The organism is Bacillus sp. FSL K6-0073, from assembly GCF_038006085.1.
GTDB lineage: Bacteria > Bacillota > Bacilli > Bacillales > Bacillaceae_G > Bacillus_A > Bacillus_A cereus.
The window spans coordinates 3,787,095-3,812,156 of record NZ_JBBOUN010000001.1 but is presented as its reverse complement, the minus strand read 5'-3'; the positions used below and the strand labels follow the sequence as shown (position 1 = coordinate 3,812,156).

Genomic DNA, 25,062 nt, shown 5'->3' with positions numbered 1-25,062 from the left:
GTAGATGGGGAAAATTCGCAAACTCGATGACCAACTCTCTAACTTAATTGCGGCAGGGGAAGTAGTAGAGCGCCCTGCTTCAGTCGTAAAAGAACTTGTGGAAAATTCTATCGATGCGAATAGTACATCTATTGAAATCCACTTAGAAGAAGCTGGGTTATCGAAAATTCGTATCATTGATAACGGTGATGGTATTGCAGAAGAAGACTGTATCGTCGCTTTTGAACGCCATGCAACGAGTAAAATTAAAGATGAAAACGATCTGTTCCGCATAAGAACACTCGGTTTCCGCGGTGAGGCATTGCCAAGTATTGCCTCAGTTAGTGAATTAGAATTAATTACTAGCACAGGTGATGCGCCTGGTACACACCTTATTATTAAAGGTGGAGACATTATAAAGCAAGAGAAGACTGCGAGCCGAAAAGGAACAGATATTACAGTACAAAACTTATTCTTTAATACACCAGCGCGTCTTAAATATATGAAAACCATTCATACAGAGCTCGGAAATATTACAGATATCGTGTATCGTATTGCAATGTCACATCCAGAGGTATCGTTAAAACTGTTTCATAATGAAAAGAAATTGCTTCATACGTCAGGTAACGGTGATGTAAGACAAGTACTTGCATCGATTTACAGTATTCAAGTTGCGAAGAAGCTTGTTCCAATTGAAGCCGAATCTTTAGACTTTACAATTAAAGGCTATGTAACATTACCAGAAGTAACGAGAGCATCTCGTAATTATATGTCAACGATTGTAAATGGTCGTTACGTTCGAAACTTTGTATTAATGAAAGCAATTCAGCAAGGATACCATACATTACTGCCAGTTGGCCGGTATCCAATTGGTTTCTTATCGATTGAAATGGATCCAATGCTAGTTGACGTTAACGTACATCCAGCGAAGTTAGAAGTTCGTTTTAGTAAAGAACAAGAATTGCTAAAGCTGATCGAAGAAACATTGCAAGCTGCATTTAAAAAAATACAGCTTATTCCAGATGCAGGTGTAACAACGAAGAAAAAAGAAAAAGACGAAAGTGTGCAAGAACAGTTCCAGTTTGAGCATGCGAAGCCGAAAGAACCATCTATGCCGGACATCATTTTACCGACTGGCATGGATGCAAAACAAGAAGAACCGCAGACTGTGAAACAGCCAGCGCAGCTTTGGCAACCACCGAAGCAAGAATGGCAACCACCACAGTCGCTCGTGAGAGAAGAACAAAGTTGGCAACCATCCACTAAACCGATAATCGAAGAACCAATTCAAGAAGAGAAATCGTGGGACAGTAATGAAGAGGACTTTGAACTAGAGGAATTAGAAGAAGAAGTTCGGGAAATAAAAGAGATTGAAATGAACGGGAATGACTTACCACCGCTTTATCCAATTGGACAAATGCATGGAACATATATTTTCGCTCAAAATGATAAAGGCTTATATATGATTGACCAGCATGCTGCGCAGGAACGTATTAATTATGAATACTTCCGTGATAAAGTAGGAAGGGTAGCGCAAGAAGTACAAGAGTTACTTGTACCGTACCGTATTGATCTATCTCTTACTGAATTTTTACGTGTCGAAGAACAGTTAGAAGAACTAAAAAAAGTCGGGCTATTTTTAGAACAATTCGGCCATCAATCCTTTATCGTCCGCTCGCATCCAACGTGGTTCCCGAAAGGACAAGAAACAGAAATTATCGATGAAATGATGGAGCAAGTTGTTAAACTAAAAAAAGTTGATATTAAGAAGTTACGTGAAGAAGCAGCTATCATGATGAGCTGTAAAGCATCCATTAAAGCAAATCAATATTTAACGAACGATCAAATATTTGCTTTACTGGAAGAACTTCGTACAACAACAAACCCATACACATGCCCACACGGAAGACCGATTCTTGTGCATCATTCTACTTATGAGTTGGAGAAGATGTTTAAGAGGGTTATGTAGAGTGAATAGATTACATTTCAAAAGGGAGCAACATTTACTGTTGCTCCCTTTTAATATGTAGATTTAATAGTTAAACGAGAATATGCTGAAGTAATTTTACAGTTTATTTCTTGGTTGCATTAGCTTAAATTTATCTATGTATAAAAAAGCGCTGTATACAGCACTTTTTAAAAGGTGCATGAATTGTATAATAAAGATTTCTACATTACTAACCAAATAATTATGGATGGTTAAATGTTGCTTCTTATTTGGCTAATTGTTATAAGGATCTATACAATTACTTATTTTGATTATTATTGATTTTTTCAGTGTATAGAACTTGCTCTTTATAGTGCTTCTTAATTGGGAAGTTATGTGTATCTGTACCGTTCTTGAATTTTTTGTCAATGGGGTTCTTTAGAGGAACTGTTGTAGTTTCAGTAAATTCATATGGGTAATTTATTTTAGATTTATCTTCAAACATGAAAATGCCTCCTTTTAGGATCTCCTAAATTCTTTACTATAACATGATATGCATATAGATATTTTTTGGACTAGTTATTTATATAGGTTAATGGAATTTAATTACATAACTACTGAAACATTTTAAAGGAAAACAATTTAAGAAAGAAATGGTATGAATAGCTGTTGGCTCCTATTGTTGTTTTTTTGTTTGATAGTACAGTGAATTATGCATATAAATTCAATATAGATTGTTTTTATAATATGGTTTATATGGGGTTTTCTTGATAATATAATGTGGAATATTATAGTGTTATTAGGTTATTAGGAACATTTAATGCTGTTTCATAACTGAAAGGGAATTGAAAAAAAACTGAAACTTTTCTCATAAAAATTCAATCTAACTTGAAAAATGAAAGGAAAATGAAATTTTCCAAAAGATATTCTTTGTTAAGATAAAAAGCATACATACAAAAAGCATTGACATATCTTAAAAATTTATTTTCAAGATATAGTGGGGGAAAAGATGAGATTAGAAAAACAATTAATAAAAAAGATGTATTATGAAACGTTCCTAATGGAGAATGAAACAAAACCAACTCTTGACGTACTTGGACAAGCTTATGTAAACGAAGAAAAAAATGAGATTTCTGATGGGTCTTATATTCGTTTTGCGCAAGGTGAATTTTATTATCGTCATCAAGATTTTGAAGCAGCTATTTTTAAATGGGAGAAGGTTAGTAATGAATTAGCACCATGGGCACAAAAAAATATTGCGGATGCTTATTTCGAACTTAATCAATTACCAGATGCTGAAAATATTTATACTTCCATTACTACTGATAATAAAATATTGATGACCGAAATTAGACTACAATTACTTTCTCTTTACATTGAGCAAAATAATTTTGACTCAGCTTTCGGTGTTATTAAAGAAGCAGTTTCTTTAAATCCTGATTATCCGAATGTCACAAAAATTGCCCGTTCCTTTTATGAGGAACAGCAAGATTTTGATAGTGCAGTAGAGCTTGCTGTGAATGAGTTAATTCGAATAGAATCGTATCCTTGGTTTGAGGTGTTAAAAGGATATATCGATAAAGGGTTTACTAAACATATTTCACCAGACTATTTTTATGATGCATTAGCTACATTAAATAATGTAGATCAAGTACAATTTACACAAATGGTTTCATCACTTTGGAACAGTTATAAAGATGAACCAAATTATTTATTATGGCTTAATACAATAAATGAATTTTTCTTACATATTGAAATACATTCGTCCGATATATGGAACAAAGTTTCTGCTCTTTACGAAGAAACGTACTTTGCATTAATTCAAGGTCAATATACGCTTAGACAATTAGACGATATCATACCAAATCTGTTAGCAAACTGGTTAAAGGTAGTCAATCCATCTTATGCTGTATTTCCATCTGCAGCTGTATTGGCATGGGATGAGATTTTCCCTTCCAAAATAGATTCAGCAAATATAGAACATGCGGAAAACTTACTGTCACATTCTATTAATCATGTAAATGGCTTAGAGTACAGCTTACACCTTTTTGAATCTATTACACAGTGGGCACAAAAGCAGAATATAGAAATAGGTCACCGATTTAAGTGGTTAGTTGACGAGCTCGCAGATTTAAGAACAAATCGTATTTTAGTAACGGGAACTTCAGGAAACGGAAAAACTACATTTATTAACTCTATATTAGGAGAAAATATATTAGAAAAATCAATTTCAAATGTAGTAGTTTTAAAAAATGATGCTCATATAGAAATAAACGCTATAACAGACTCAGCAATTACAACAACGGAAGATATCACTGATTACCATAATATGATGTCTCAGCACCATCAAACATATAGAGATAGAGCGTGTGTTGAATTTAAATTACCATGCAGATTTTTAAATGAAAATAAACTTACATTTGTAGTGACACCTGGCTTTAATAGAAATAACGACACTAGAGATGAGATATTCGAATATTTAAATTCTGTAGACGAATTACTATTCGTATTGAATGCGGATTCACCTTTTACTGATAAAGAACGTGATATTCTATTAAGTATTCAAGAACATACGCCAAATTTACAAATTCATTTCTTATTAAATAAAATCGATAACATTTACAGTGAAGCAGAAGTGAAAAGGGTATTACATGATACGGCAACGAGAATAAATACATATTTCCCGTATGCGAGAATTTTCCCTTATTCCTCGTTATATACAAGTAGTCAACAATTAAATGGTCTAATCGAGTTTATTCATTTTAACTTTAATCATAAAAATATCGATGCAGAACGTACTGAAAAGTTATTATTTTTCATTCGAAAAACAATTACATATCTTTTGGATAAACGTGTTGAGAAAGAAAATAATCTGGTGGATGCTATTAATTGGAATGAAGATATGCTAGTGAAACTAAACGGTAGCATTAATAACCTTACTGCATTTGAGAGGGAAAAAATTCATTTCATTACACAATCATATCGTTCAATGAAGACTGAAATTACAAATGATCTTACCGAAAATATTCCGAAGATATTAAAGAGCTGTTCTAATTTAATTAGTGAAGAAAGTGATTTCGGGCACATGGATACGGAACTAAATAAAGCAATGAATGAAAGAGTGCATAAATATTTAGAACAAACTGTATTACCTAATCTTGCTCTTTCTATGCAAAATTGGATTGCAACTTCTAATAATGAGCTTCTTCAAAGTCAAACGTATTTAGAAGAACTTAGTGAAGGGCTTAATTCACTATTTGGAGAAAATAGAATACAGTTAGAATGTGACTTTAAAGTGCTTGATGACTGGCGCAGAGATACTGACAGGATGACGACTAAAATACAAATGGATGAAGTAAATATTTTACGTCGATTTACGCCAGCACAATTTTTACTGAAAAGTGCCGGTAAATTATTTGGAGTTCTTCCTAAAAATAAATCTATGCTATATAACAAATATAAACAGTATGTAGAAAATGAAGATTATACTGAAGTAACGGCTTCTATTATGAAGAAATTTTTCTTGCAATTTGAGCTGTTTGAAAACACACAAGAGCGAGATATTAATATATTCTTTAGGAATCCCTTTAACTCCTTAAAGCAGGCTGTAGAAAACACGCATTTAGAAATACAAGAAAAACAAGAGATGTTACATAAGATGAAATCAAATCCTGAAATCTATCATGATTCTATCATGCTCTTTGAATTGAGATTGCGTCAATGTGAAGTAATTTTAAATATAGGTGATGATAATACCTATACGGATGTAGCTTTAGAAACAAGCGTAGAATAAAAGTAAACACATCAGATTTTGTATATACACGATCTGATGTGTTATAAGAAAGTAAAAGGAGCAACTGTAATAAGTTGCTCCTTTTTCATATATAGATTATTTTTCTGTTTCTTTAATTTTAGTTTGTACTTCGCCAGTTTTAATTTTATTGCTTTCTGAGAAACGTAATAAATCGCCTTCAATAATTTTGTCAGACATTCGTAATTCATTTTGTGCACGTTTAATGAGGGCTTGAGCTTCTTTTTTTGGTAAATCTACAATTTCACCTGTTATACGGTCGTAGAAAGTGTTGTTTTTGTATGCATACTTATCTGTAACGAAGCTACCATCACGTAAAACAACAAAGCCAGTATATTCATCTGAAAACATATCATGGCCAAAACGGATATCATTCGTAGAATCAACACCTAATAAATTTAGAATAGTAGGTTTCATATCGATTTGTCCCGTAGGCTTTGAAATAGTTTGACCTTCTGTTTGTCCTGGAATATGAATATATAAAGGTGTACGTTGTAAATTTAAAGTATCAAATTCTGTTATTTGATCTTTTTCTAAAAACTGTGCCATTGCACGATTATGTTTTTCGGAAATGCCATAATGATCACCGTATAACACAATAATAGAATTATCGTAAAGCCCCTCGGCCTTTAGACGTTCAATAAATTTTTTAATGGATTCGTCTAAGTAACGTGCTGTTACGATGTAACGATCAAATACGCCATTACCAGAGGTGTATGGTTCAATGAATTTTGTATCTTCATCATACGTAAATGGATAATGGTTTGTTAAAGTAAGGAAACGAGCATAGAATGGTTGATTAACAGTTTTTAATATATCTACTGATTGATCAAAGTATTCGATATCTTTTAATCCCCAATTTAAATTTGTTTCGGGTGTGATTTTGTAATCAAGTTCATTATAGTAACGGTCATAACCAAGAGCGGAGTACATAATATTACGATTCCAAAATGTTGCGTTATTTGCATGAAATACAGAAGTGAAATAACCTTGTTGACGTAAAATTTCTGGAGTTGCAGTATAATCATTGTTACCGTGTGTGAAGAATACAGCTCCTCGATTTAATGGATACAACGACGTATCGATTAGAAATTCTGAATCGGATGTTTTCCCTTGACCAGTTTGATGGAAAAAGTTATCAAAGTAATAACTTTCATTTATGAATTCATTTAGGAATGGTGTAACTTCTTGCCCGTTCACTGATGCGCCTATTAAGAAGGTTTGCAAGGATTCAAGAGTGACGACAATTACGTTTTTTCCTTTCGCTGCACCAAACATATTAGGGTTTGGCTCGCTTTGATTTGCTTTTACGTAGTTTTCAGTTTCTTGTAATTTACTACTATCAGCAAGTGCTTTTTGTGACCCAGCTTTTACTTGCAGTGTTAAGTCATATACTTGGTGAGTATATAAGCCTAAATTTTTGACAAGCATGACTCGGTCGAATGATCTTGTTAATAATTCAGGGCGCTCTTTTTCTGCAAGATGTAGATTCGCAAAGAATACACCAATCGTTAAAAGAAAGTATAAAAAGCGCGTAGAATGAGTTACACGTTCTGTTTTAAAGACCAATGATTTCTTTTTTAATAAAATAAAGAAGAAAACAATGTCTACGAATGCGAGTATAATTTTGTAGTTTAATATTTCTATAATACTGCTGCCTAATTGGCCAAAGTTTGAGGTTTGTCCAAGTACTGGTAATGTAACGAAATCACTATAAAAATCATAGAACATTACATTTCCAACAAGTACGATTGTTAATAAGAAATTAATACAGAGCGCTATATAATTTCGCTTTTTACCAGTTGCAAATAATGCTAATCCAACAAACGCTAATGATGCGGCTAGAGGGCTAATAAATAAAATAAGCTCTTGCGTTGAAGACTCAATTTTTAAATCAAAACTGAATCGCGTAATAAGATATGTTTTTAACCATACTGCTAAAGCCATTATTATAACAAAACTTATATTTTGCATCTGTAAATTTATTTTGTTCTTCATTTTTACACCTTCTTTATATAATTTATTTAACTAAAGTTATATATTATGTTTTTATAACTATTAGAATGGAATGAACCATGTAGACTTTGTTTTCTAAAGGGAATAATTTGAAGTATTCATATACATACAATGGGGATTTTTAAAGCGTAGTAGCATAAATATAACTCTTTTTGAGAAACGGGCAGAAAAAGTCATAGTTGTAGTGAAATTGACTTATAGACATCCTACCATATTAAACACTATGATGATGTTACAAAATATCGAACAAATAAAAGTGAAAATGGATAGAGACTTTTAAAACTGTTGACATTCAATTTATTAGAATTGAATGCCAATCGTTTTAAATATACAGTTATATTACATATGTATTTTGTAAAATCCTGATTTTTTGTCGGTTAATCATTAGCCGGGAAGGATAGGGGGCTTATTAATATACTTTTACTATATATGAGTAAAGTGTTTTGAAATTAAAAATATTTGACTGACATTTTAATGATAGAAATTAAATGTCAGATAAGTACTTTCCAACATACAGACCACTTGCAGCTGCTTGAGATAATGAATGCGTAACGCCTGAACAATCTCCAATTAAAAATAGCCCATGCACACTTGTTTCAAAATAGTTATTGAGTTTTATCGTAGGAGCATAGAACTTTCCGTCAATTCCATATAACAAAGTATCTTTATCAATCGGTTCTTGTATAAATTGTTCTAAGCGTAATAAAAACTCTTTGAGCCCTTCAATATATAATTGAGGGATTTCTTGATTCAAATCTCCATAATCCCCCTGTAGTGTAGGGTGTATACGATTATGCTCCATGCTGTTTTCCGCCGTAGGTTGTTTCTTTAGTAAGTCCTCTAAGCGCTGTATAACAATCCGATCTCGTCCTTGGTTAATGTCTTTAATAATTGAACTTGCGTATACATTTGCTTCTTTGAGAGTTGGAAAATAGCGAGGAATAAATAAAGTGAAATTTAAATTAGAAGTGCCAGTTCCTTGCTCTCGAAAATTTTGACCGTCAGGCATAACTAAACCTTCTTCGTACTTTCGAATGATGCGGCCTTGTGGATTCATACAGTAAGTAGTTGCTGTGAAATGCTCACCTTGATAAGAAAGTTTTGTTTCAAAAGTATCTTTTAATATAGAACGTAATTGATGTTCTTTCATTTCTACTCTAATTCCTAAATCTAAACGTGTTTGCTCCTGAGAAATATTTAGGGAACTGCATATTTCTTTTAATCAATCGGCCCCAGAGCGCCCAGTTGCAAATACAAGTTGCTTAGTTTGAACTGTTCCTTGATTTGTCTCTATTGTAAAATGATCTTCCTGTTTCAGAATATGTTGTACATCTATATGAAATTGGATCTTTATTTTCGTCAGTAAAAATTCATAGAGCTGCTGAAAAATGTTACTGGAAAGTGTAGTACCAAGATGTCTTACTTCTGTTGTTAGCATTTGTAAACCACACGCTTCAGCTCTCTTAGTGAGACTTGAATTTTCAGTAGAATATTTTGAAACCGAACTTCCACCAAACTGACATAGAATTTCATCTACTTCAGCCATGAGTTGTATAAAACCCTCTTTACCGACTTTTTTCTCAAGTTCTCCGCCAAATCCGTTTGTATAATTAAATTTCCCTTCAGATTTTCCTAAACCACCAAACCCGAAATATTTATCACATGTAGTACAATTACACACTTTTCCTTCGTCTAAAGGACAATGGCGATCTTCTAGCGCTTTACCTTTATCAAGAATTAAAACTTTTTTGTTACTTTTAGCTAGTGAATAAGCCATAAAAATGCTACTTACTCCAGCGCCGATAATCGTAACATCATACATATTCTTCCACCTGCTAACGAATAGTTTGTTTTTTATTTTTCTAGTGTATAACAATTTTATGAAGTTAAGAAATAGCTTTTATTAATAAAGTGGGAGTTTTTGAACTTGATGCTTTATTAATTTCTACGAGTGGTGGAGTAAATACAAAAATTTTTATTTGAAAGAAGAAACAGTTTAAAAAATAACTATGTCATATGATTAATAACATCTTACATAGAAAAAAACAGACCTTTTAAGTGAAGAGGTCTGTTAATGATTTTAAATCTTATTTAGCAAATACATGGTTACCAATTACTGCTACTGTTTGACGTGTCGTAATCCACTTGTCTGTTGATGTTTTTGGATTGTAGAAATAAAGCCAGTCAGAATGTACTCCATTTGTGGAGATAGCCTCTTCTACAGCCATTTTTGCTTCTGCGCTTGCAGGCTGATTAATTCTTCCATCTGTAACAGGAGTAAATGCATATCCGTATTTAATAGGTTCATAAATAACGCCTGTTATTGTATTTGGAAAACCTTTTGCATTTACACGATTTAGTATAACTTTCGCTACTGCTACTTTTCCTTTATAGGATTCGCCACCTGCTTCAGCGGTAACTAAGCGTGCCATTAAGTCTTTTTCTTTTTGTGAAATGCTTGAGTTGATTTTTAAATGTTGTCCTGTATAAAGCTTGTTTCCGACTGTATTGTTCATTTGTTTTATAGATTGGACAGTGACATTGTAACGCCTTGCTATCGTTTCTAATGAATCTCCCGGTTGTACTTGATAAATAATTTGTCCAGAAATGTTGGCTGGCTTGGCGTTTTGAGGAACAGTGATTTCATTTGATTTCACGGACCCTGGAATATGTAACTGTTCGCCAATAAAGGTTTGATCGTTTCCTTTATTATTAGCCTGTTTAATGGATTGTATTGAAACTCCGTATTGTTTACTAATGCCCCAAAGTGTATCGTTCTTTTTTACTGTATGAATGGTAGAAGCTTCAGCTGTGCTTTGACTACATACGAATGTAATTGCAGCTGCAGATAAAGGGATTATATGTTTTAGTTTTAGTAATTTCATTGTAAATCCTCCTAAGAAAAAATTAAGGTGAAACTATTAAGTAATGTAGTTTGAAATGTATATATGCGTAATATATTAATGTAAGTATATTAGCACATATAAAATAAATAATCACTATAAGTTTCATCTTCGTGTAGTGTAGAGTCCGAATATGAAATATTGCATATGAAAATACATTGAAGTTCATATTTCTGATTACTATAATCTATTTAGTAGAAAGGGAATACGTTATAGAAATAAAATCATTATAGATTAATATAATGATTAATTATTAATTATTAATAGGAGGATTAATGCAATGAAAATATTTCAAAAAATGTGTGCGTCAACTGTAATCATTACAACACTTTTAGGAACAGGGGGTACTATCAATAGTGTACATGCTGATTCTATAGAACAGCAGATTAAATCAGGGATAGAACAAGAAACAGATAAGCAAATCATTGTAAAATTTAAAGCGGATTTGGATTTGCCATATGAAGATGGTATTGAAAAACAAATACAATCTCAAACGAATGATAAAGTAATAAAAGATTTTTTGAAAGAATATCCAGATGTAACATTTACTCGTTTATTCACATCTGTAAGCCCGGAACAAATACAAAACCTTGAAGTGAAAGCACCTAATCATGTATCTACAAGTTTATTAAACTACTATATTCTTCAAAATCAAAATAGTGGGTATGAAGAAGAAATAGTAGATAAGTTAAAGGCATCTTCTTTAATAGAAGATGCGTATATGAAGAAACAAGAGAAAATAATGCCACCTGAAGTGCAATCATCAAGTGTAGCTCTTAATCCTAGTAACAATCCTAGATTTAAAAAACAAGGTTATCTTGAAGCGGCCCCATACGGTATTAATGCGCCTTTCGCCTGGGGAATTCAAGGCGGTAATGGAAATGGTATCACTTTTGTTGATATGGAATACGGATGGTTATTAAATCATGAGGATTTATTACATCAAAAAATTGAGTTAATGTCTGGAAGAAATATAGATCAGCATGTCGGTCATGGGACGTCTGTACTAGGAATTGTATCCTCTGAGGACAATGAAGTTGGGAATATTGGGATTGCGCCAAAAGCGAAAGCAAAGGTTATCTCTCAAATAAGAGATAATGGACAGTATAATACGGCTGATGCAATATTAAGCGCTGTAAATCAGTTAGAAGCTGGGGATGTTTTATTGTTAGAGGCGCAAGCATCTTTCGATGGATATGGTGATAAATATTTACCTGTTGAAGTACAACCAGATATCTTTGATGCAATTCGTGCTGGTACAGATAAAGGGATTGTAATTATAGAGGCCGGAGCAAATGGGTGGAATGATTTAGATGAGTTCAAAGATAGAAAGGGTAAGCAAGTCTTAAATCGTAATAGTAAAGATTTTAAAGATTCGGGTGCAATTATGGTAGGAGCTGGCTCTTCATCTTTCCCTCATGAACGTATGTGGTTTTCGAATTATGGAAGCCGTATTGATGTGTACGGATGGGGAGAAAATGTAGATACAACTACAGCTGAACAAAGTAGAAGTGCTGTAAACCTTTATACTTCAAGCTTTAGCGGAACATCTAGTGCTTCGCCAATTATTGCTGGGGCAGCGACTTTAGTACAAAGCATTGCTAAAGAAAATTTAGGACAACCATATAGACCTAGTGAACTAAGAGCAATATTAAGCAACCAGAGTACAGGAACAAAATCTAAAGATCCATATGCAGATAAAATTGGTGTTTTACCAGATTTGAAGTCTATACTAGTAAACTTAGGCTATGAACAAAGAAAACCAAACGTTGGGAATGAATTACAAGTAACAGAAAATGAACCAAATAATGAGCCTAGACAGGCAAATAAAGTTAACTTTCATACACCGGTGAAAGGAACGCTACATAATAGTGATAGAGTAGATGTATTTACTTTCCAAATTGATTCGCCGGAAAATATTAATATTTCTTTACTAAATGAACAAAATATCGGAATGACATGGGTACTTCATCATGAATCAGATTTAAATAACTATGTAGCATATGGTGAAAATGAAGGCAATGTAGTTAAAGGAACTTATAATGCAAAGCCAGGTAAATATTATTTATACGTCTATAAATATGAGAATAAAGATGGTTCATACGTATTGAACATAAAATAAGTAAAAGGAACTTCAGATGAAGTTCCTTTAAATTTTTCTAATTTAGTATATGTGAATGATTTTTTAACTTTACTTCTATGCAATATTTCATATTGATGAAATGTTATTTATTTTTTCTGAACTAGCTTATATTATATTCAATAAGTTTGATGTAAAAACAGAAAAAGAGAGGGATAATAATGAGCAATAAGAAGTTAATTTTGAAATTATTCATATGTAGTACAATATTTATCACATTTGTATTTGCTTTACATGATAAGAGAGTAGTTGCAGCTAGCTCTGTTAATGAGCTTGAAAATTTATCAAAATGGATGCAACCTATACCTGATAGTATCCCGTTAGCACGAATTTCAATTCCAGGAACACACGATAGTGGGACGTTCAAGTTGCAAAATCCGATTAAGCAAGTATGGGGAATGACGCAAGAATATGATTTTCGCTATCAAATGGACCATGGAGCTCGCATTTTTGATATAAGAGGACGTTTAACAGATGATAATACGATAGTTCTTCATCATGGGCCATTATATCTTTATGTAACACTGCATGAATTCATAAACGAAGCGAAACAATTTTTAAGAGATAACCCGAGTGAAACGATTATTATGTCTTTAAAAAAAGAGTATGAGGATATGAAAGGGGCAGAAGGTCCATTTAGTAGTACGTTTGAAAAAAATTATTTTGTTGATCCTATCTTTTTAAAAACAGAAGGAAATATAAAACTTGGAGATGCTCGTGGGAAAATTGTACTACTAAAAAGATATAGTGGTAGTAATGAATCTGGAGGATATAATAATTTTTATTGGCCAGATAATGAGACGTTTACCACAACTGTAAATCAAAATGTAAATGTAACAGTACAAGATAAATATAAAGTGAGTTATGATGAGAAAGTAAAATCTATTAAAGATACGATGAATGAAACGATGAACAATAGTGAGGATTTAAATCATCTATATATAAATTTTACAAGCTTGTCTTCTGGTGGTACAGCATGGAATAGTCCATATTACTATGCCTCTTATATAAATCCTGAAATTGCAAACTATATAAAACAAAAGAATCCTTTGAGAGTGGGCTGGGTAATTCAAGACTATATAAATGAAAAGTGGTCACCATTATTGTATCAAGAAGTTATAAGAGCGAATAAGTCATTAATAAAAGAATAAAGATGATGAGAGTAAGAAGCGATAAAATATATCGCTTCTTTTTATTTTCCAATAACCAACAATATAAATTGTACTTTTATAATAGAAAAAAATAAAAACATAAGATATAATCATACATATAAAATTTGTACCAATAAATTATAAATGTATCATTAAATTTAATTTGTTGTAATGAAATGGAGGTATATACTATGAAGTTTCCACATGATTTTTTATTCGGAGCTGCTTCAGCTTCTTATCAAGTAGAAGGTGCATGGAATGAAGATGGAAAAGGTGTTACGAATTGGGACGAGTTTTCAAAAGTTCCTGGCAAAACATACAATGGAACAAATGGTGATGTAGCTGTTGATCATTATCATCGATATAAGGAAGATGTTCGCTTAATGGCTGAGATGGGATTAGAATCGTATCGTTTTTCTATTTCTTGGGCAAGAATATTGCCGACTGGAGATGGAGAGGTAAATGAAAAAGGGATTGAATTTTATAACAACTTAATTGATGAATGTTTAAAATACGGGATTGTACCGTTTGTCACTTTATATCATTGGGATTTACCATTACCGTTAGAAAAAGATGGTGGATGGACGAATAAAAGAACAGCAGAGGCTTTCGTAAAATATGCAGAAACTTGTTTTAAGGCATTTGGTGACAGAGTTAAGCATTGGATTACTTTTAATGAGACAGTAATGTTTTGTGGACTAGGTTATTTAAAAGGTGCACATCCACCAGGAATACAAAATGATGTTCCAAAGTATTTTCAAGCGACTCATTATGTATTTTATGCACATGCGAAAACAGTTGCGGTATATAAGCAGCTGAAACAATATGGTGAGATTGGGATTACACATGTTTTCTTACCTGCTTATAGTGTGGATAACCAAAAAGAAAATATACAAGCAGCAAATCATGCGAATGAATATGAAACGTATTGGTATTATGATCCAGTTTTAAAAGGTGAGTATCCGTCTTATGTTGTACAACAATTAAAGGAAAAAGGGTGGACTCCTAATTGGACGGTTGAAGAATTAGAAATTATTAAACAAAATGCAGAAGAAAATGATTTTATTGGTTTGAATTATTATCAACCAATACGAGTAGAAAGATACGATATGGATATAAAGAGTGAGGAACATTCTCGAGAAAACTCAACGCTTGCTCCAGGTAATCCTTCTTTTGATGGTTTTTATCGAACAGTTAAAATGGATGATAAAACATATACAAAATGGGGATGGGAAATATCTCCCGAAGGTTTCTTAGAGGGATTGCATATGTTGAAAGCGCGTTACGGTGACATAAAGATGTATGTAACGGAAAATGGACTTGGTGATGAAGATCCAATCATTGACGGAGAAATTGTAGATGTTCCGAGAATTAAATTTATTGAAGCGCATTTAAAAGTAATGAAGCGTGCAATTGAAGAGGGAATTAATTTAAAAGGTTATTATGCATGGTCAGTGATTGATCTTTTAAGTTGGTTAAATGGATATAAAAAGCAATATGGCTTTATTTTTGTCGATCATAATGATAACTTAAAACGTAAGAAGAAACTTTCGTTTCATTGGTATAAACATGTGATCGAAACGAGAGGGGAAGAGTTATAACAGATAAAAGAGTATTTTAGGAGAAAGTGTATGAGTGCAAAGTATAAACAAATTGCAGATATGTTAGAGCAAAACATTCGAGATGGGCTTTTTAATGAAACGAAAAAACTACCTACAGAAGAAGCGTTGATGAATCGATTTGAAGTAAGCCGTAATACGATACGTAAAGTAATTAGTCAGCTTGTGAATAGAGGTTATATTTTTCAAGTACAAGGTAGTGGTATGTTTTTACGCGAAACTTCTGTAACAGATTACATTAATTTAGGAAGTTTACGTGGATTAACGAAAAATCTTGTTTCACAAAATATTGAAACGAAAGTGTTAGAGCTTGAAGTAATAGATGCGGACGAAGAAATAGCAAAGCGAATGCAATGCGAAGCTGGAACTAGGTTGTATTTTTTGAAGCGCTTAAGAATTGTAGATGCTAAGCCGTTCTCTATTGAAGTAAGTTATTTCAAAAAGGATATTATTCCATATTTGAACGAAGAAATAGCATTAAGCTCTGTATACAGTTATTTCATTGAAGATTTACGATTAAATATTGGTTTTGCTGATAAAGTTATTAGTTGTGAAAAAGTAAATAAAGAAAATGCACAGCTTTTAGAATTAAATGAAGGTGATCCGGCGCTTCTTATTGAAAATACAGTGTATCTTGTAAATGGAACAATTTTCGAGTTATCTCAGTCGATGTTTCATTATGAAAAGACTAAACTTTTAAATCGAATTAATTTTAAATGAAAAATTATCGTGTGAAAAAAGCAACTGATCCTAAGTGATCAGTTGCTTTTTATTTTTAAAGTGGATGAGCAAAAAAACACGAAAGTGGTTGGTCCGCTTTTTACAAACATCTATTATGATAAGAGAAGAAAGGTAGTATGTTATCAACGTTTTAAAGAGGAAGGTTTTTATGTAAGTTCTTTAATTAAAATAGATGGGGCTTAGAGAGGTGAAAAGACAATGAGTTTTGCAATTTCACTAGTCGTTATTATTGTAATTGTATCGCTATTTGGGACTGTACTAGTTGCAAGAAACGTGGAGGATAATTATGGTAAGTCTACAAAAAGAAATGTGAAAAACTTATCTGCAATCTATATTCTTCTTCTTTTTGTTCTACTGCTTGGGGTAACATGGTATGCGGTAATGATCTGATAGTTTGTAAAAGAACTGAAATGAGAGTATGAAGTTGGAATTTTAGAAGGTATCGAGTAATCAGAAAGAGAGCCATTTTGGATATATTTATTTGCGGATAAGAAGATGTGACTAATTAATACTATTTTTAGAGTAAATACTGTTAGTAATAAATTGAGATTAGTTTGTTTTGAGAGGGAGCAACTATATGGAATGGAAACCAAATCGTGCAGATAAGACACCTGTATATAAACAAATCGCGGATTATATTGAAAGAGGCATTTCTTCAGGAGAATTACCTTCTGATAGTAAGTTACCTTCTGAGCGTATGTTAGCAAAGGAATTACAGGTGAACCGGAGTACAATAGTAGCTGCGTATGAAGAATTAAAATCACTTGGAGTAGTAGAACGACAAAAGGGAAGCGGAACACGGGTCAATACGGACATATGGGGTGTCTTACATAAACGAATACCGAACTGGGGTAGGTACGTGGAGGATGGATCGTTCTTACCTAACGTACCACTCGTTCAACAAATTCGAACGGAAACACAAAAAGATGATTTAATTAATTTAGCAAGCGGTGAACTGTCACCAGAATTAATTCCAAGTGATAGATTTCGAACAATTTTGTCGGAGAAAACATTTATGGAAAACCTCGGTTATGACCATCCACTTGGAAATGAGATGTTGAGAAAAACAATTGCAGCACATGTTCAGCAATATAAACAAATTGAAGCAGATTCAAGCTCTATTCTTATTACGTCAGGAGCACAACAGGCGCTTAATCTTATCGTTCAATGTTTATTAAAACCTGGTGATGCGATTGCGATTGAAGATCCTTCGTATTGTTTTTCGCTCCCAATGTTTAAATCGGCCGGTTTAAACATATTTCATTTACCTGTTGATAAGGATGGAATGAATCCAGATGACTTAATCGATTTGCACAAAAAGCATCGCATTCGTATGGTGTTTTTGAATCCAGATTATCAAAATCCAACGGGTACTGTGCTTTCATTAGCGAGACGTAAAAAAATTTTAGAACTGTCTTCTGAGTTCGGTATACCAATTGTAGAAGATGATCCGTATAGTTTAATTTCTTTTAATGGAGAAGTGAACCCGACATTAAAATCAATGGACCAAAATGGAAATGTTCTTTATATAAGTTCATTATCAAAAATTGTTGCATCAGGATTACGTATTGGATGGATAATTGGTCCTACACGCGTAATTGAGCGTTTAGCAGATGCAAAGCAACAAGTTGATTTTGGCCATAGTGTATTTACGCAGTGGGTAGCAAATCAATTTTTAGAATCAAAGGATTTCCATACACATATTACGATACTTCGTGGACAATTGAAGCAAAGAAGAGATGAATTAATTGCAGAGCTTGAAGGAACATTGGGAGAACGAGTTGAATGTTTCGTGCCAGAGGGTGGAATACATGTATGGTGTAAAGTAACAGGAAAATTTGATGAATATCACTTATTAGGTGAATCTATACGGAATGGTGTCGCATTTGTTCCGGGCAGTGTTTTAGGTTCGAAAAATGAATATATACGATTTACGTTTGGTAGAGCGAATATAGAACAAATTCAACTTGGAATTAAACGGTTTGCCGACACGCTAAATGAGATTTCATAATATGGATGTGTGATAGTGAAATGAGGGAAAGAAATGAAGTACGTGACGCTTTTACTTCAAGTAGGCGTGCTATATGTATTTAGCCTAGTGGGTACGTGGATTCAGGAAATATTCCATCTATCAATACCGGGGAATTTAATAGGGATGTTAATACTGTTCCTGCTCCTTTCCACTCGCGTTTTACCGTTAAAATGGTTTGAGTTAGGTTCGGAAAAGTTAATCGTATTTTTACCGTTATTTTTAATCCCTTCGACAACAGGGCTCATGGAATACGGGTCTTTTCTTTTCAGTAAGGGAAGTATTATATTCCTTTTAGTAGTTGCAAGTACTGTAGTAACTTTGATTGTTTCAGGGTATATAAGTCAATTATTAGTCACATCAAAAAAATAAAATCGACAAGGTGCACGATTCAAATGGTCTTAATTATTATTACTGTAGCAATTTATTTCTTGGCGACAAAGCTATATAAAAAAATTACGTTTGCATTTACGTTACCAGTGTTAACAGTTACGGCAATTATGATTTGTTTATTTTTGATTTTTGGTATTTCTCATCATGAGTATAGGGAAAATGGGGGAAACATTCTTTCAAGCTTATTGAGCCCTGCAATTGTAGCATTGGCCATACCTCTATTTAAAGAGCGAAAGATACTGATGAAAAATTTTTCATCGATACTAATCGGAGTAGTGATAGGTATAGTGGCTGTAACGAGCATGAATGTAGTGATTGGCGGAATTTTAAATATAGATAAGGAACTTATATTAACTACTTTACCACAGGTAGCGACAATGCCAATTGCCCTTTCAATAGCGGATCAAATTGGTGGTATTCCATCTATGACTTCTAGTTTTGTAGTTGTTGCAGGAATAACAGGCGCTATTATGGGACCAACAGTACTTAAGTTTTTCCGTATAACAAGTACGATTGGAAAAGGAGTTGGAATGGGCTGTGCATCACATATTATCGGTGTGAGTCGTTTAGTGAAAGAAGGCGAGAAAGAAGCGACTATCGGTTCGGTAACGATGATTGTAACTGGAATACTTATTAGTATACTAATACCGTATGGAACGAAATTTATTTTTTAAATGTAATGGAGATGATAACAATGACAACATGGTTTATAGTTACATTATTTGTTTTTGGAGCTATTAAAGTATTAGTTTCTAGCATGCCCACTTCTGTTGTAGAATCAATTATTAGTAAATTTGAATTGCATCAAAAGCTTGAGGTGGAAAATACTTCTATATCGATAGATGGAAAAAATATAGAGGGAGAAATGAAACTACAAGTTATTCATGAATTTAATGAGGCTTTGTTTTTAGATAAACATTATTTCCCGCCGCACGGAGAAGGAACACCGATCGTTATTAACACGAAGAAAGGGAATAAAGAGATTAGATTTTCGCTATATAGCTATGAGGAACATGTTGATGTCATTAAGCAATATAAGAAGAAAGTCGTTGCCTATCGTTTACGCTCTAAAAGCCTTCAAACATTGGCACCATTAGTAATAACGGAAGAGTATGCTTAAGAAGAGACCTATAATGGTCTCTTTATTTTTTTATCCAATTATATACGTTCCAAATAAAAGAATGAAAAATCATATAACCAAATAAAGAATATGTATGATTCCAATTCGCACTATGTACAAATAAACCTAAACTTTCAGCAATCTGTTCAAAAAGGCTAGCACAAATACCGATTGAAATAATAAATAAAATTCTAGAAACTTTAGATAATTTTTTTGAAATGTGTATAAAGATAACTGTTAAAATCGGCAGTACGAACAATGTAAAAGCTATATTCACCGAAAATGTGGATGAGAAGGGCCTAGCCGGAAAAGAATATATTTGTTTATGAACAAAAAAGGCATCTAAGCAAGTTCCAATAATAGAAGAGAGAAAGATTGTAACTACTAATGCTAGAAACTCATTCTTCTTCTCGGAGGAGGACATTTTTCTTTGCGAGAATGGCGAGTTCAATTTTTTCGAGTGTTTTGCAGTAGTCTTCTGTAATTTGTCCATTTATATTTTCCTCCTTATCAACTAAGTAATTTACAACTTGCCAATCGGTAAACCAATCTTCACTGTCAACTGCTTCATGCTTCATATCTCGCCATGCATAGATGAGTGCAGGGCTGTATATGCGATAAGCGCCATTTCGTAACTGGCATTTCTTTATTCGGCGCTTATAAAACTCACGGGAAAAAGATTCATTTACACTTGAAAATAAATGGGGCCAGTAATCTTTCCTAGATCCTGTATGTGGATGGTGTTGAGCCCAGCTTATTATTTGAGATAAAACATGTGTATCTCGAAATAATAATGAGTACAATCTTTTTCCAATTAATATCCGTTCATGTAAGGAAGTGAAATGTTTCATTGTATCACCAAATAGTAATACTTTTTGTTTCTTATCATTTTCGTAGAATGGGAAAAGGATATGATTAAACTGAAAGAAATCAAAGAGTTTAAATCCAATACTATTTAGTACAGTCTTTTTAAATTGTACATTTTGAATCACTCTTTTTTCTAAGTAGTTTTGTTCATTAATAATAGTTGCAATTGCTAAAGTTTTTTTGTTACCTGTTTTCCAAAAATGGTTCCACATCGTTTCCATAAATGTAGAAACATTTAGGTGAGGGAGAAGGTGAAATAACTTTTGTGATCTCTTTACACTTTGTTCGTAAAGTAAAAATTGAGGGTATACATCTTGGAAAATAAGCCAATTCCCTCTTTCTAAAAAAGAAAAAAATATGAATTGATCTTTCTCTGATAAAATTCTCGTATATAAATCGCCCTTTAAATCAGTCATATTCCAACCGCCGTTACGTGATACCATATGCCCAAGCAGTGCCCAATGTATTTCTGGATATTGAATGTAAAATTGGTAGTATGCGCGTGTTCTTGTAACATTATTTTTATTTAGCTGTTCTGTTTGTATTTTTATTTTGTTGATGATGAGTTGTTCTTCTTTCGTTAATTTATACATGGTGCCAGAAGGAATAAGTTTGCTTTTTTGTTTCAATTCATTTTTTACGTCGAATAGGGAGAGAGGCAGTGCTTTGGAAGGTCCGTTATATGTATGATTTGAATTGCTTCGGTCCATTCCGTTACCTCCCTTTTTCATAAATTTAAACATGATTATTGGCTATGAATCATTCTATTTATTTTATTACGAGTATAAGAAATAAATGAGCGGTGTTTTTTACAAGGAATTTATTTATCATGAAAACCGTATAGAAAATCTTACTGTTGTGAGATGAAATGAAAAACAGAAACTACGTTTAATAGTTTCTGTTTTTTTATTTTGTCAATTAAATGTAACAAACGACGATTATGATTTGAATCAATTGAAAATAATTCAATAAATATTATTTAAATTGAGATGTTTCGTAGGAGGAAAAAGAATGTTAAATAAAATAATTTTAATTACTGGTGGGACAGGTTCGTGGGGGCATGAACTTATAAAACAACTATTAGAAAAATCACCGAAAGAAATTAGAATTTTTTCAAGAAATGAAACGGTTCAGTTTGAAATGCAGCAACAGTTTATAAATGATGATAGGTTAAAATTTATTATTGGAGATATTCGTGATAAAGATCAACTAGTCTATGCTTGCCAAGGTGTACATTATGTGTTCCATCTGGCAGCTTTAAAACATGTTCCAGTATGTGAGTATTATCCTTATGAAGCTATAAAAACAAATATACATGGTACGCAAAATGTAATTGAAGCCTCTATACAGATGCAAGTTGAAAAAGTTATATATGTTTCAACGGATAAAGCAGCTGATCCATCAAATACGTATGGGATGACAAAAGCAATTGGTGAAAAATTAATGGTTCATGCGAATATACAAACGAAGAAAACAAAATTCATTTGTGTTCGTGGTGGAAATGTTTTAGGAACGAGTGGAAGTGTAGTACCACTTTTTAAACAACAAATTAAAAAATCTTCAGAAGTAGGGATTACCGATGCGAATATGACTAGATTTTTCTTAACAGTTGAGGATGCTGTTGGATTGTTATTTAAAGCCGTATCTCAAGGTAGAGGCGGGGAAATCTTTGTTATGAAAATGCCGGCATGTAAAATAACAGATTTAGCAGAAGTATTAATTGAATATTCTGGAAAAGAAAAAGTTAAGGTAAAAGAGGTAGGGATAAGACCGGGTGAAAAATTAAGTGAAATGCTTCTATCTGAGGTAGAGAGTAAAACAAGTATAAGTTTTGATCAAAATTATTTTGTGGTACTACCGACTATTCCTATAGAAGGACTTCAAGAATATTATTCTAGCTATCCTCTAGTGGATGTGAAGAGTTTTAGTTCTCAACAAGACTTACTTGAAAAACATGAGGTGAAACAAATGCTATTAAAAGGAGGATTTTTGCGATGAAAAAAAATGCGATCCTTTTAATAACTGGTGCAAATGGTTTCACAGGACGCCATGCTTGCCACTATTTTTTAGAGCAGGGCTTTCATGTAATTCCTATGTTTCAAAATCGTGCACATAGAGAAAAAATTAAAAATGGTATTACTTGTAATTTAACTAATAAGAGCGAAGTAATGAAGGTAATGAAACAAATAAAGCCAGACTACGTATTGCATTTAGCAGGAAGGAATTCGGTCATAGAATCTTGGACAGCTGCCCTTGAATATATAGAGATTAATGTAATAGGAACGTTATATTTATTAGAAGCAATTAAGCAAGAAGCCTCGCATTGTAGAACATTAGTTATAGGATCTGCTTTGCAAGCAAATAGTATGAACGAAATAAAAATTTCGAATCCATATAGTTTAAGTAAAACGATGCAAGTCATTATTGCAGAGGCTTGGGGAGGATTAATGGATTCAAATATTATCATTGCAAAGCCCTCAAATTTAATTGGTCCAGGGGTATCGAATGGTATTTGTTCGATTCTCGCAAAGAAAATGATAGATATAGAATCAGGTAGAAGTAAGGCTATTATCGAAGTAAACAGTTTGAAAGATAGTAGAGATTTTCTAGATGTACGTGATGCGGTCAAAGCGTATCATGTGTTATTACGAGATGGAATAAATGGAAAACAATATAATATCGGATCAGGAGTAAAACGATCTTTATTAGATGTACTAGAACAATATAAAGAATTAACACAGCTAAATTTTTTTATAGAGGAAACAGAGAAAAGTGGGAGCGACTCAAATGAGAGTTTAGCAACAGAGGAAATAAAAAAGTTAGGTTGGATCCCAGAAATTGAATTTCATCAATCATTAAAAGATGTACTTGAGTATGCGAAGTGTAGTGACATCTGCATGCAATGAAAAACAAAAAAGGGTGTAAGAAATATATGAATGGTTATGAAGTAATAGATAATCAAAATACGCTATTTCTTTCAATTGTTGATACGCTGGACTGGAGAGATGAAGAAGCGCATGTATTGCTTATTTATGAGGCAATACATAAATATCAAGCGTATGTAGAAGAAAAAAGGGTCAATCGAATAAAGTCAGCATTAGAGACGGAAACTAGGTATGTGATTCAAATCTTTGCTCAATATGAGTGTAGTGAGTATGGAAATGATTTTTATGAACTCATTAACGATCTTTTAAAAGATATAGAGGTGGAGTTAAAGATTTATATAAAAAATAATAAGTTCATTTACATTTAAAAGGTAAATATAAAGCTAGATTTTTAATAATAAAGGTGGGTATAAGTTATGAGCAAAACGATTCTTTTTACTGGGGGCGGTACAGCCGGACACGTTATGATTAATATTGTATTAATTCCTAAATTTATAGAGAAAGGATGGAGAGTCGAGTATATTGGATCTAAAAATGGAATTGAAAAATCATTAGTGCAAAATGTTAAATACAATAGTGTTTCAACGGGAAAGCTTAGGAGATATTGGGATTGGGAGAATTTTAAAGATCCTTTTAAAATTATACGCGGTTGTTTACAAAGTTATAATTTAATTAAGAAAACAAAGCCTGACGTTATCTTTTCAGCAGGAGGATTTGTTTCAGTTCCTGTAGCTATAGGAGCATGGTTAAATCGTGTGCCTATAATTATACGTGAACCAGATAGCACATTAGGGCTTGCCAATAAAATAGCATTACCTTTTGCTACAAAGCTATGCACAACATTTCCTCAGACAGGAGAAAATGTAAATAATGAGAAGAAGGTTTATGTAGGACCAATTGTAAGGGAAGAAATTGAGAAGGGTAACGTATTACGAGGAAGAAGATATTGTGAATTTCAGCAAGATAAACCAGTATTATTAATTATGGGTGGGAGTCAAGGTGCTAAGTGGATAAATGATATGGTAAGGGAATGTTTAGATACAATACTATTAAACTTTAATATTATTCATATATGTGGTAAAGGGAAGGTAGACCCATCTATTGGCAAGGAGGGGTATATGCAATTTGAATATATAGGCGATGAGTTGCCGCATATACTAAATATGGCAAGTGTTGTAGTTTCAAGAGCGGGTTCTACTGCTATTTCTGAATTGTTATTTTTGAAGAAACCGATGTTGCTTATCCCGTTAACTAACAGTTCCAGTAGAGGAGATCAAGTTTTAAATGCTGAATATTTTTCACAGCAAGGATATGCGGAAGTTATACTCCAAGACAGAGTAAGTACGAATACATTTATACATGCAGTAAATAAGTTGTATACAAATAAGGATAAATATATTCAAAACATGAATGGATATAAGAAAACAAATGATGAGGGGATTCATCAATTAATAGATATAATAAATGAAGTGGTGAAGTAA

Annotated in this window: 20 protein-coding genes and 1 pseudogene; 15 read left to right on the top strand and 6 right to left on the bottom strand. The window is 32.8% G+C overall.

The window, feature by feature from the left end; all coding sequences use genetic code 11:
• Positions 1 to 4 precede the first annotated feature (4 nt).
• Positions 5 to 1,948 carry a DNA mismatch repair endonuclease MutL gene (gene mutL / locus MHB52_RS19620; protein WP_000516456.1) on the top strand — a complete coding sequence of 648 codons (1,944 nt, stop codon included), beginning with the start codon at positions 5 to 7 and terminating at the stop codon, positions 1,946 to 1,948.
• A gap of 277 nt (positions 1,949 to 2,225) precedes the next feature.
• On the opposite strand, the gene MHB52_RS19615 is transcribed toward mutL, so the two are convergent.
• Positions 2,226 to 2,411: a hypothetical protein gene (locus MHB52_RS19615; RefSeq protein WP_000461136.1), complete on the bottom strand. Its 186-nt coding sequence runs from the start codon at positions 2,409 to 2,411 to the stop codon at positions 2,226 to 2,228.
• Positions 2,412 to 2,915: 504 nt separating this feature from the next.
• On the opposite strand from MHB52_RS19615, the gene MHB52_RS19610 reads away from it, so the two are divergent.
• Positions 2,916 to 5,699: a dynamin family protein gene (locus MHB52_RS19610; protein ID WP_061664431.1), complete on the top strand. Its 2,784-nt coding sequence runs from the start codon at positions 2,916 to 2,918 to the stop codon at positions 5,697 to 5,699.
• 96 nt (positions 5,700 to 5,795) lie between these two features.
• On the opposite strand, the gene MHB52_RS19605 is transcribed toward MHB52_RS19610, so the two are convergent.
• From MHB52_RS19605 to MHB52_RS19595, 3 genes and pseudogenes are all read right to left on the bottom strand, one after another.
• Positions 5,796 to 7,715 (bottom strand): LTA synthase family protein, encoded by a 1,920-nt coding sequence (locus MHB52_RS19605; RefSeq protein ID WP_061664432.1) that lies wholly within the window; start codon positions 7,713 to 7,715, stop codon positions 5,796 to 5,798.
• A gap of 502 nt (positions 7,716 to 8,217) precedes the next feature.
• Positions 8,218 to 9,555 (bottom strand): annotated as a pseudogene (locus MHB52_RS19600) (NAD(P)/FAD-dependent oxidoreductase).
• A 265-nt stretch (positions 9,556 to 9,820) separates the two neighbouring features.
• A complete protein-coding gene (locus MHB52_RS19595; RefSeq protein ID WP_000771175.1) occupies positions 9,821 to 10,618 on the bottom strand; it encodes a cell wall hydrolase in 798 nt (265 codons plus the stop codon).
• A 298-nt stretch (positions 10,619 to 10,916) separates the two neighbouring features.
• Between MHB52_RS19595 and MHB52_RS19590 the strand changes: the two genes are divergently transcribed.
• From MHB52_RS19590 to MHB52_RS19550, 9 genes are all read left to right on the top strand, one after another.
• Entirely contained in the window at positions 10,917 to 12,758 is a 1,842-nt protein-coding gene (locus tag MHB52_RS19590; RefSeq protein WP_000689189.1) for a S8 family peptidase, read from the top strand.
• A 179-nt stretch (positions 12,759 to 12,937) separates the two neighbouring features.
• Positions 12,938 to 13,927, top strand: coding sequence for a phosphatidylinositol diacylglycerol-lyase (gene plcA, locus MHB52_RS19585; RefSeq protein ID WP_000066294.1), 990 nt, complete (start codon positions 12,938 to 12,940; stop codon positions 13,925 to 13,927).
• Between the two features lie 191 nt (positions 13,928 to 14,118).
• On the top strand, positions 14,119 to 15,528 hold the full coding sequence (locus MHB52_RS19580) for a glycoside hydrolase family 1 protein (RefSeq protein ID WP_000671637.1): 1,410 nt from the start codon (positions 14,119 to 14,121) through the stop codon (positions 15,526 to 15,528).
• A 30-nt stretch (positions 15,529 to 15,558) separates the two neighbouring features.
• Positions 15,559 to 16,266, top strand: coding sequence for a GntR family transcriptional regulator (locus tag MHB52_RS19575; RefSeq protein ID WP_001274901.1), 708 nt, complete (start codon positions 15,559 to 15,561; stop codon positions 16,264 to 16,266).
• Between the two features lie 219 nt (positions 16,267 to 16,485).
• Positions 16,486 to 16,677, top strand: a complete 192-nt coding sequence (locus MHB52_RS19570; protein WP_000006452.1) for a hypothetical protein — start codon at positions 16,486 to 16,488, stop codon at positions 16,675 to 16,677.
• 187 nt (positions 16,678 to 16,864) lie between these two features.
• A complete protein-coding gene (gene pdxR / locus MHB52_RS19565; RefSeq protein WP_044796952.1) occupies positions 16,865 to 18,298 on the top strand; it encodes a MocR-like pyridoxine biosynthesis transcription factor PdxR in 1,434 nt (477 codons plus the stop codon).
• A 33-nt stretch (positions 18,299 to 18,331) separates the two neighbouring features.
• The gene (locus MHB52_RS19560) at positions 18,332 to 18,688 is read left to right on the top strand and encodes a CidA/LrgA family holin-like protein (protein WP_000878485.1); all 357 of its coding nucleotides are present in this window, start codon (positions 18,332 to 18,334) and stop codon (positions 18,686 to 18,688) included.
• A gap of 23 nt (positions 18,689 to 18,711) precedes the next feature.
• Entirely contained in the window at positions 18,712 to 19,383 is a 672-nt protein-coding gene (locus MHB52_RS19555; RefSeq protein WP_044796956.1) for an LrgB family protein, read from the top strand.
• 20 nt (positions 19,384 to 19,403) lie between these two features.
• Positions 19,404 to 19,829: a YfmQ family protein gene (locus tag MHB52_RS19550; protein WP_044796957.1), complete on the top strand. Its 426-nt coding sequence runs from the start codon at positions 19,404 to 19,406 to the stop codon at positions 19,827 to 19,829.
• Positions 19,830 to 19,851: 22 nt separating this feature from the next.
• Here the strand turns inward: MHB52_RS19550 and MHB52_RS19545 are convergent, their stop codons facing one another.
• Together MHB52_RS19545 and MHB52_RS19540 are read right to left on the bottom strand one after the other, a co-directional pair.
• Positions 19,852 to 20,253 (bottom strand): CBO0543 family protein, encoded by a 402-nt coding sequence (locus MHB52_RS19545; protein WP_033683151.1) that lies wholly within the window; start codon positions 20,251 to 20,253, stop codon positions 19,852 to 19,854.
• Positions 20,228 to 21,406, bottom strand: a complete 1,179-nt coding sequence (locus MHB52_RS19540; protein WP_016118506.1) for a DUF2515 domain-containing protein — start codon at positions 21,404 to 21,406, stop codon at positions 20,228 to 20,230. The genes MHB52_RS19545 and MHB52_RS19540 overlap by 26 nt, the downstream gene beginning before the upstream one ends.
• A 301-nt stretch (positions 21,407 to 21,707) precedes the next feature.
• On the opposite strand from MHB52_RS19540, the gene MHB52_RS19535 reads away from it, so the two are divergent.
• From MHB52_RS19535 to MHB52_RS19520, 4 genes are read left to right on the top strand one after another with little or no spacing between them, the layout of a single operon-like run.
• Positions 21,708 to 22,694 carry a UDP-N-acetylglucosamine 4,6-dehydratase family protein gene (locus tag MHB52_RS19535; RefSeq protein ID WP_000932588.1) on the top strand — a complete coding sequence of 329 codons (987 nt, stop codon included), beginning with the start codon at positions 21,708 to 21,710 and terminating at the stop codon, positions 22,692 to 22,694.
• On the top strand, positions 22,691 to 23,602 hold the full coding sequence (locus MHB52_RS19530) for an NAD-dependent epimerase/dehydratase family protein (protein WP_000739017.1): 912 nt from the start codon (positions 22,691 to 22,693) through the stop codon (positions 23,600 to 23,602). The genes MHB52_RS19535 and MHB52_RS19530 overlap by 4 nt, the downstream gene beginning before the upstream one ends.
• Positions 23,599 to 23,949 carry a DUF6572 domain-containing protein gene (locus MHB52_RS19525; RefSeq protein ID WP_002098140.1) on the top strand — a complete coding sequence of 117 codons (351 nt, stop codon included), beginning with the start codon at positions 23,599 to 23,601 and terminating at the stop codon, positions 23,947 to 23,949. Before MHB52_RS19530 ends, MHB52_RS19525 begins: the two co-directional genes overlap by 4 nt.
• A gap of 48 nt (positions 23,950 to 23,997) precedes the next feature.
• Positions 23,998 to 25,062 carry an undecaprenyldiphospho-muramoylpentapeptide beta-N-acetylglucosaminyltransferase gene (locus MHB52_RS19520; RefSeq protein ID WP_000047558.1) on the top strand — a complete coding sequence of 355 codons (1,065 nt, stop codon included), beginning with the start codon at positions 23,998 to 24,000 and terminating at the stop codon, positions 25,060 to 25,062.

Excerpts from the sequence above, each read along its gene's own strand:
- mutL (WP_000516456.1), top strand. The coding sequence starts at position 5 with ATGGGGAAAATTCGCAAACTCGATGACCAACTCTCTAACTTAATTGCG.
- MHB52_RS19615 (WP_000461136.1), bottom strand. The coding sequence starts at position 2,411 with ATGTTTGAAGATAAATCTAAAATAAATTACCCATATGAATTTACTGAA.
- MHB52_RS19610 (WP_061664431.1), top strand. The coding sequence starts at position 2,916 with ATGAGATTAGAAAAACAATTAATAAAAAAGATGTATTATGAAACGTTC.
- MHB52_RS19605 (WP_061664432.1), bottom strand. The coding sequence starts at position 7,715 with ATGAAGAACAAAATAAATTTACAGATGCAAAATATAAGTTTTGTTATA.
- MHB52_RS19595 (WP_000771175.1), bottom strand. The coding sequence starts at position 10,618 with ATGAAATTACTAAAACTAAAACATATAATCCCTTTATCTGCAGCTGCA.
- MHB52_RS19590 (WP_000689189.1), top strand. The coding sequence starts at position 10,917 with ATGAAAATATTTCAAAAAATGTGTGCGTCAACTGTAATCATTACAACA.
- plcA (WP_000066294.1), top strand. The coding sequence starts at position 12,938 with ATGAGCAATAAGAAGTTAATTTTGAAATTATTCATATGTAGTACAATA.
- MHB52_RS19580 (WP_000671637.1), top strand. The coding sequence starts at position 14,119 with ATGAAGTTTCCACATGATTTTTTATTCGGAGCTGCTTCAGCTTCTTAT.
- MHB52_RS19575 (WP_001274901.1), top strand. The coding sequence starts at position 15,559 with ATGAGTGCAAAGTATAAACAAATTGCAGATATGTTAGAGCAAAACATT.
- MHB52_RS19570 (WP_000006452.1), top strand. The coding sequence starts at position 16,486 with ATGAGTTTTGCAATTTCACTAGTCGTTATTATTGTAATTGTATCGCTA.
- pdxR (WP_044796952.1), top strand. The coding sequence starts at position 16,865 with ATGGAATGGAAACCAAATCGTGCAGATAAGACACCTGTATATAAACAA.
- MHB52_RS19560 (WP_000878485.1), top strand. The coding sequence starts at position 18,332 with ATGAAGTACGTGACGCTTTTACTTCAAGTAGGCGTGCTATATGTATTT.
- MHB52_RS19555 (WP_044796956.1), top strand. The coding sequence starts at position 18,712 with ATGGTCTTAATTATTATTACTGTAGCAATTTATTTCTTGGCGACAAAG.
- MHB52_RS19550 (WP_044796957.1), top strand. The coding sequence starts at position 19,404 with ATGACAACATGGTTTATAGTTACATTATTTGTTTTTGGAGCTATTAAA.
- MHB52_RS19545 (WP_033683151.1), bottom strand. The coding sequence starts at position 20,253 with ATGTCCTCCTCCGAGAAGAAGAATGAGTTTCTAGCATTAGTAGTTACA.
- MHB52_RS19540 (WP_016118506.1), bottom strand. The coding sequence starts at position 21,406 with ATGGACCGAAGCAATTCAAATCATACATATAACGGACCTTCCAAAGCA.
- MHB52_RS19535 (WP_000932588.1), top strand. The coding sequence starts at position 21,708 with ATGTTAAATAAAATAATTTTAATTACTGGTGGGACAGGTTCGTGGGGG.
- MHB52_RS19530 (WP_000739017.1), top strand. The coding sequence starts at position 22,691 with ATGAAAAAAAATGCGATCCTTTTAATAACTGGTGCAAATGGTTTCACA.
- MHB52_RS19525 (WP_002098140.1), top strand. The coding sequence starts at position 23,599 with ATGAAAAACAAAAAAGGGTGTAAGAAATATATGAATGGTTATGAAGTA.
- MHB52_RS19520 (WP_000047558.1), top strand. The coding sequence starts at position 23,998 with ATGAGCAAAACGATTCTTTTTACTGGGGGCGGTACAGCCGGACACGTT.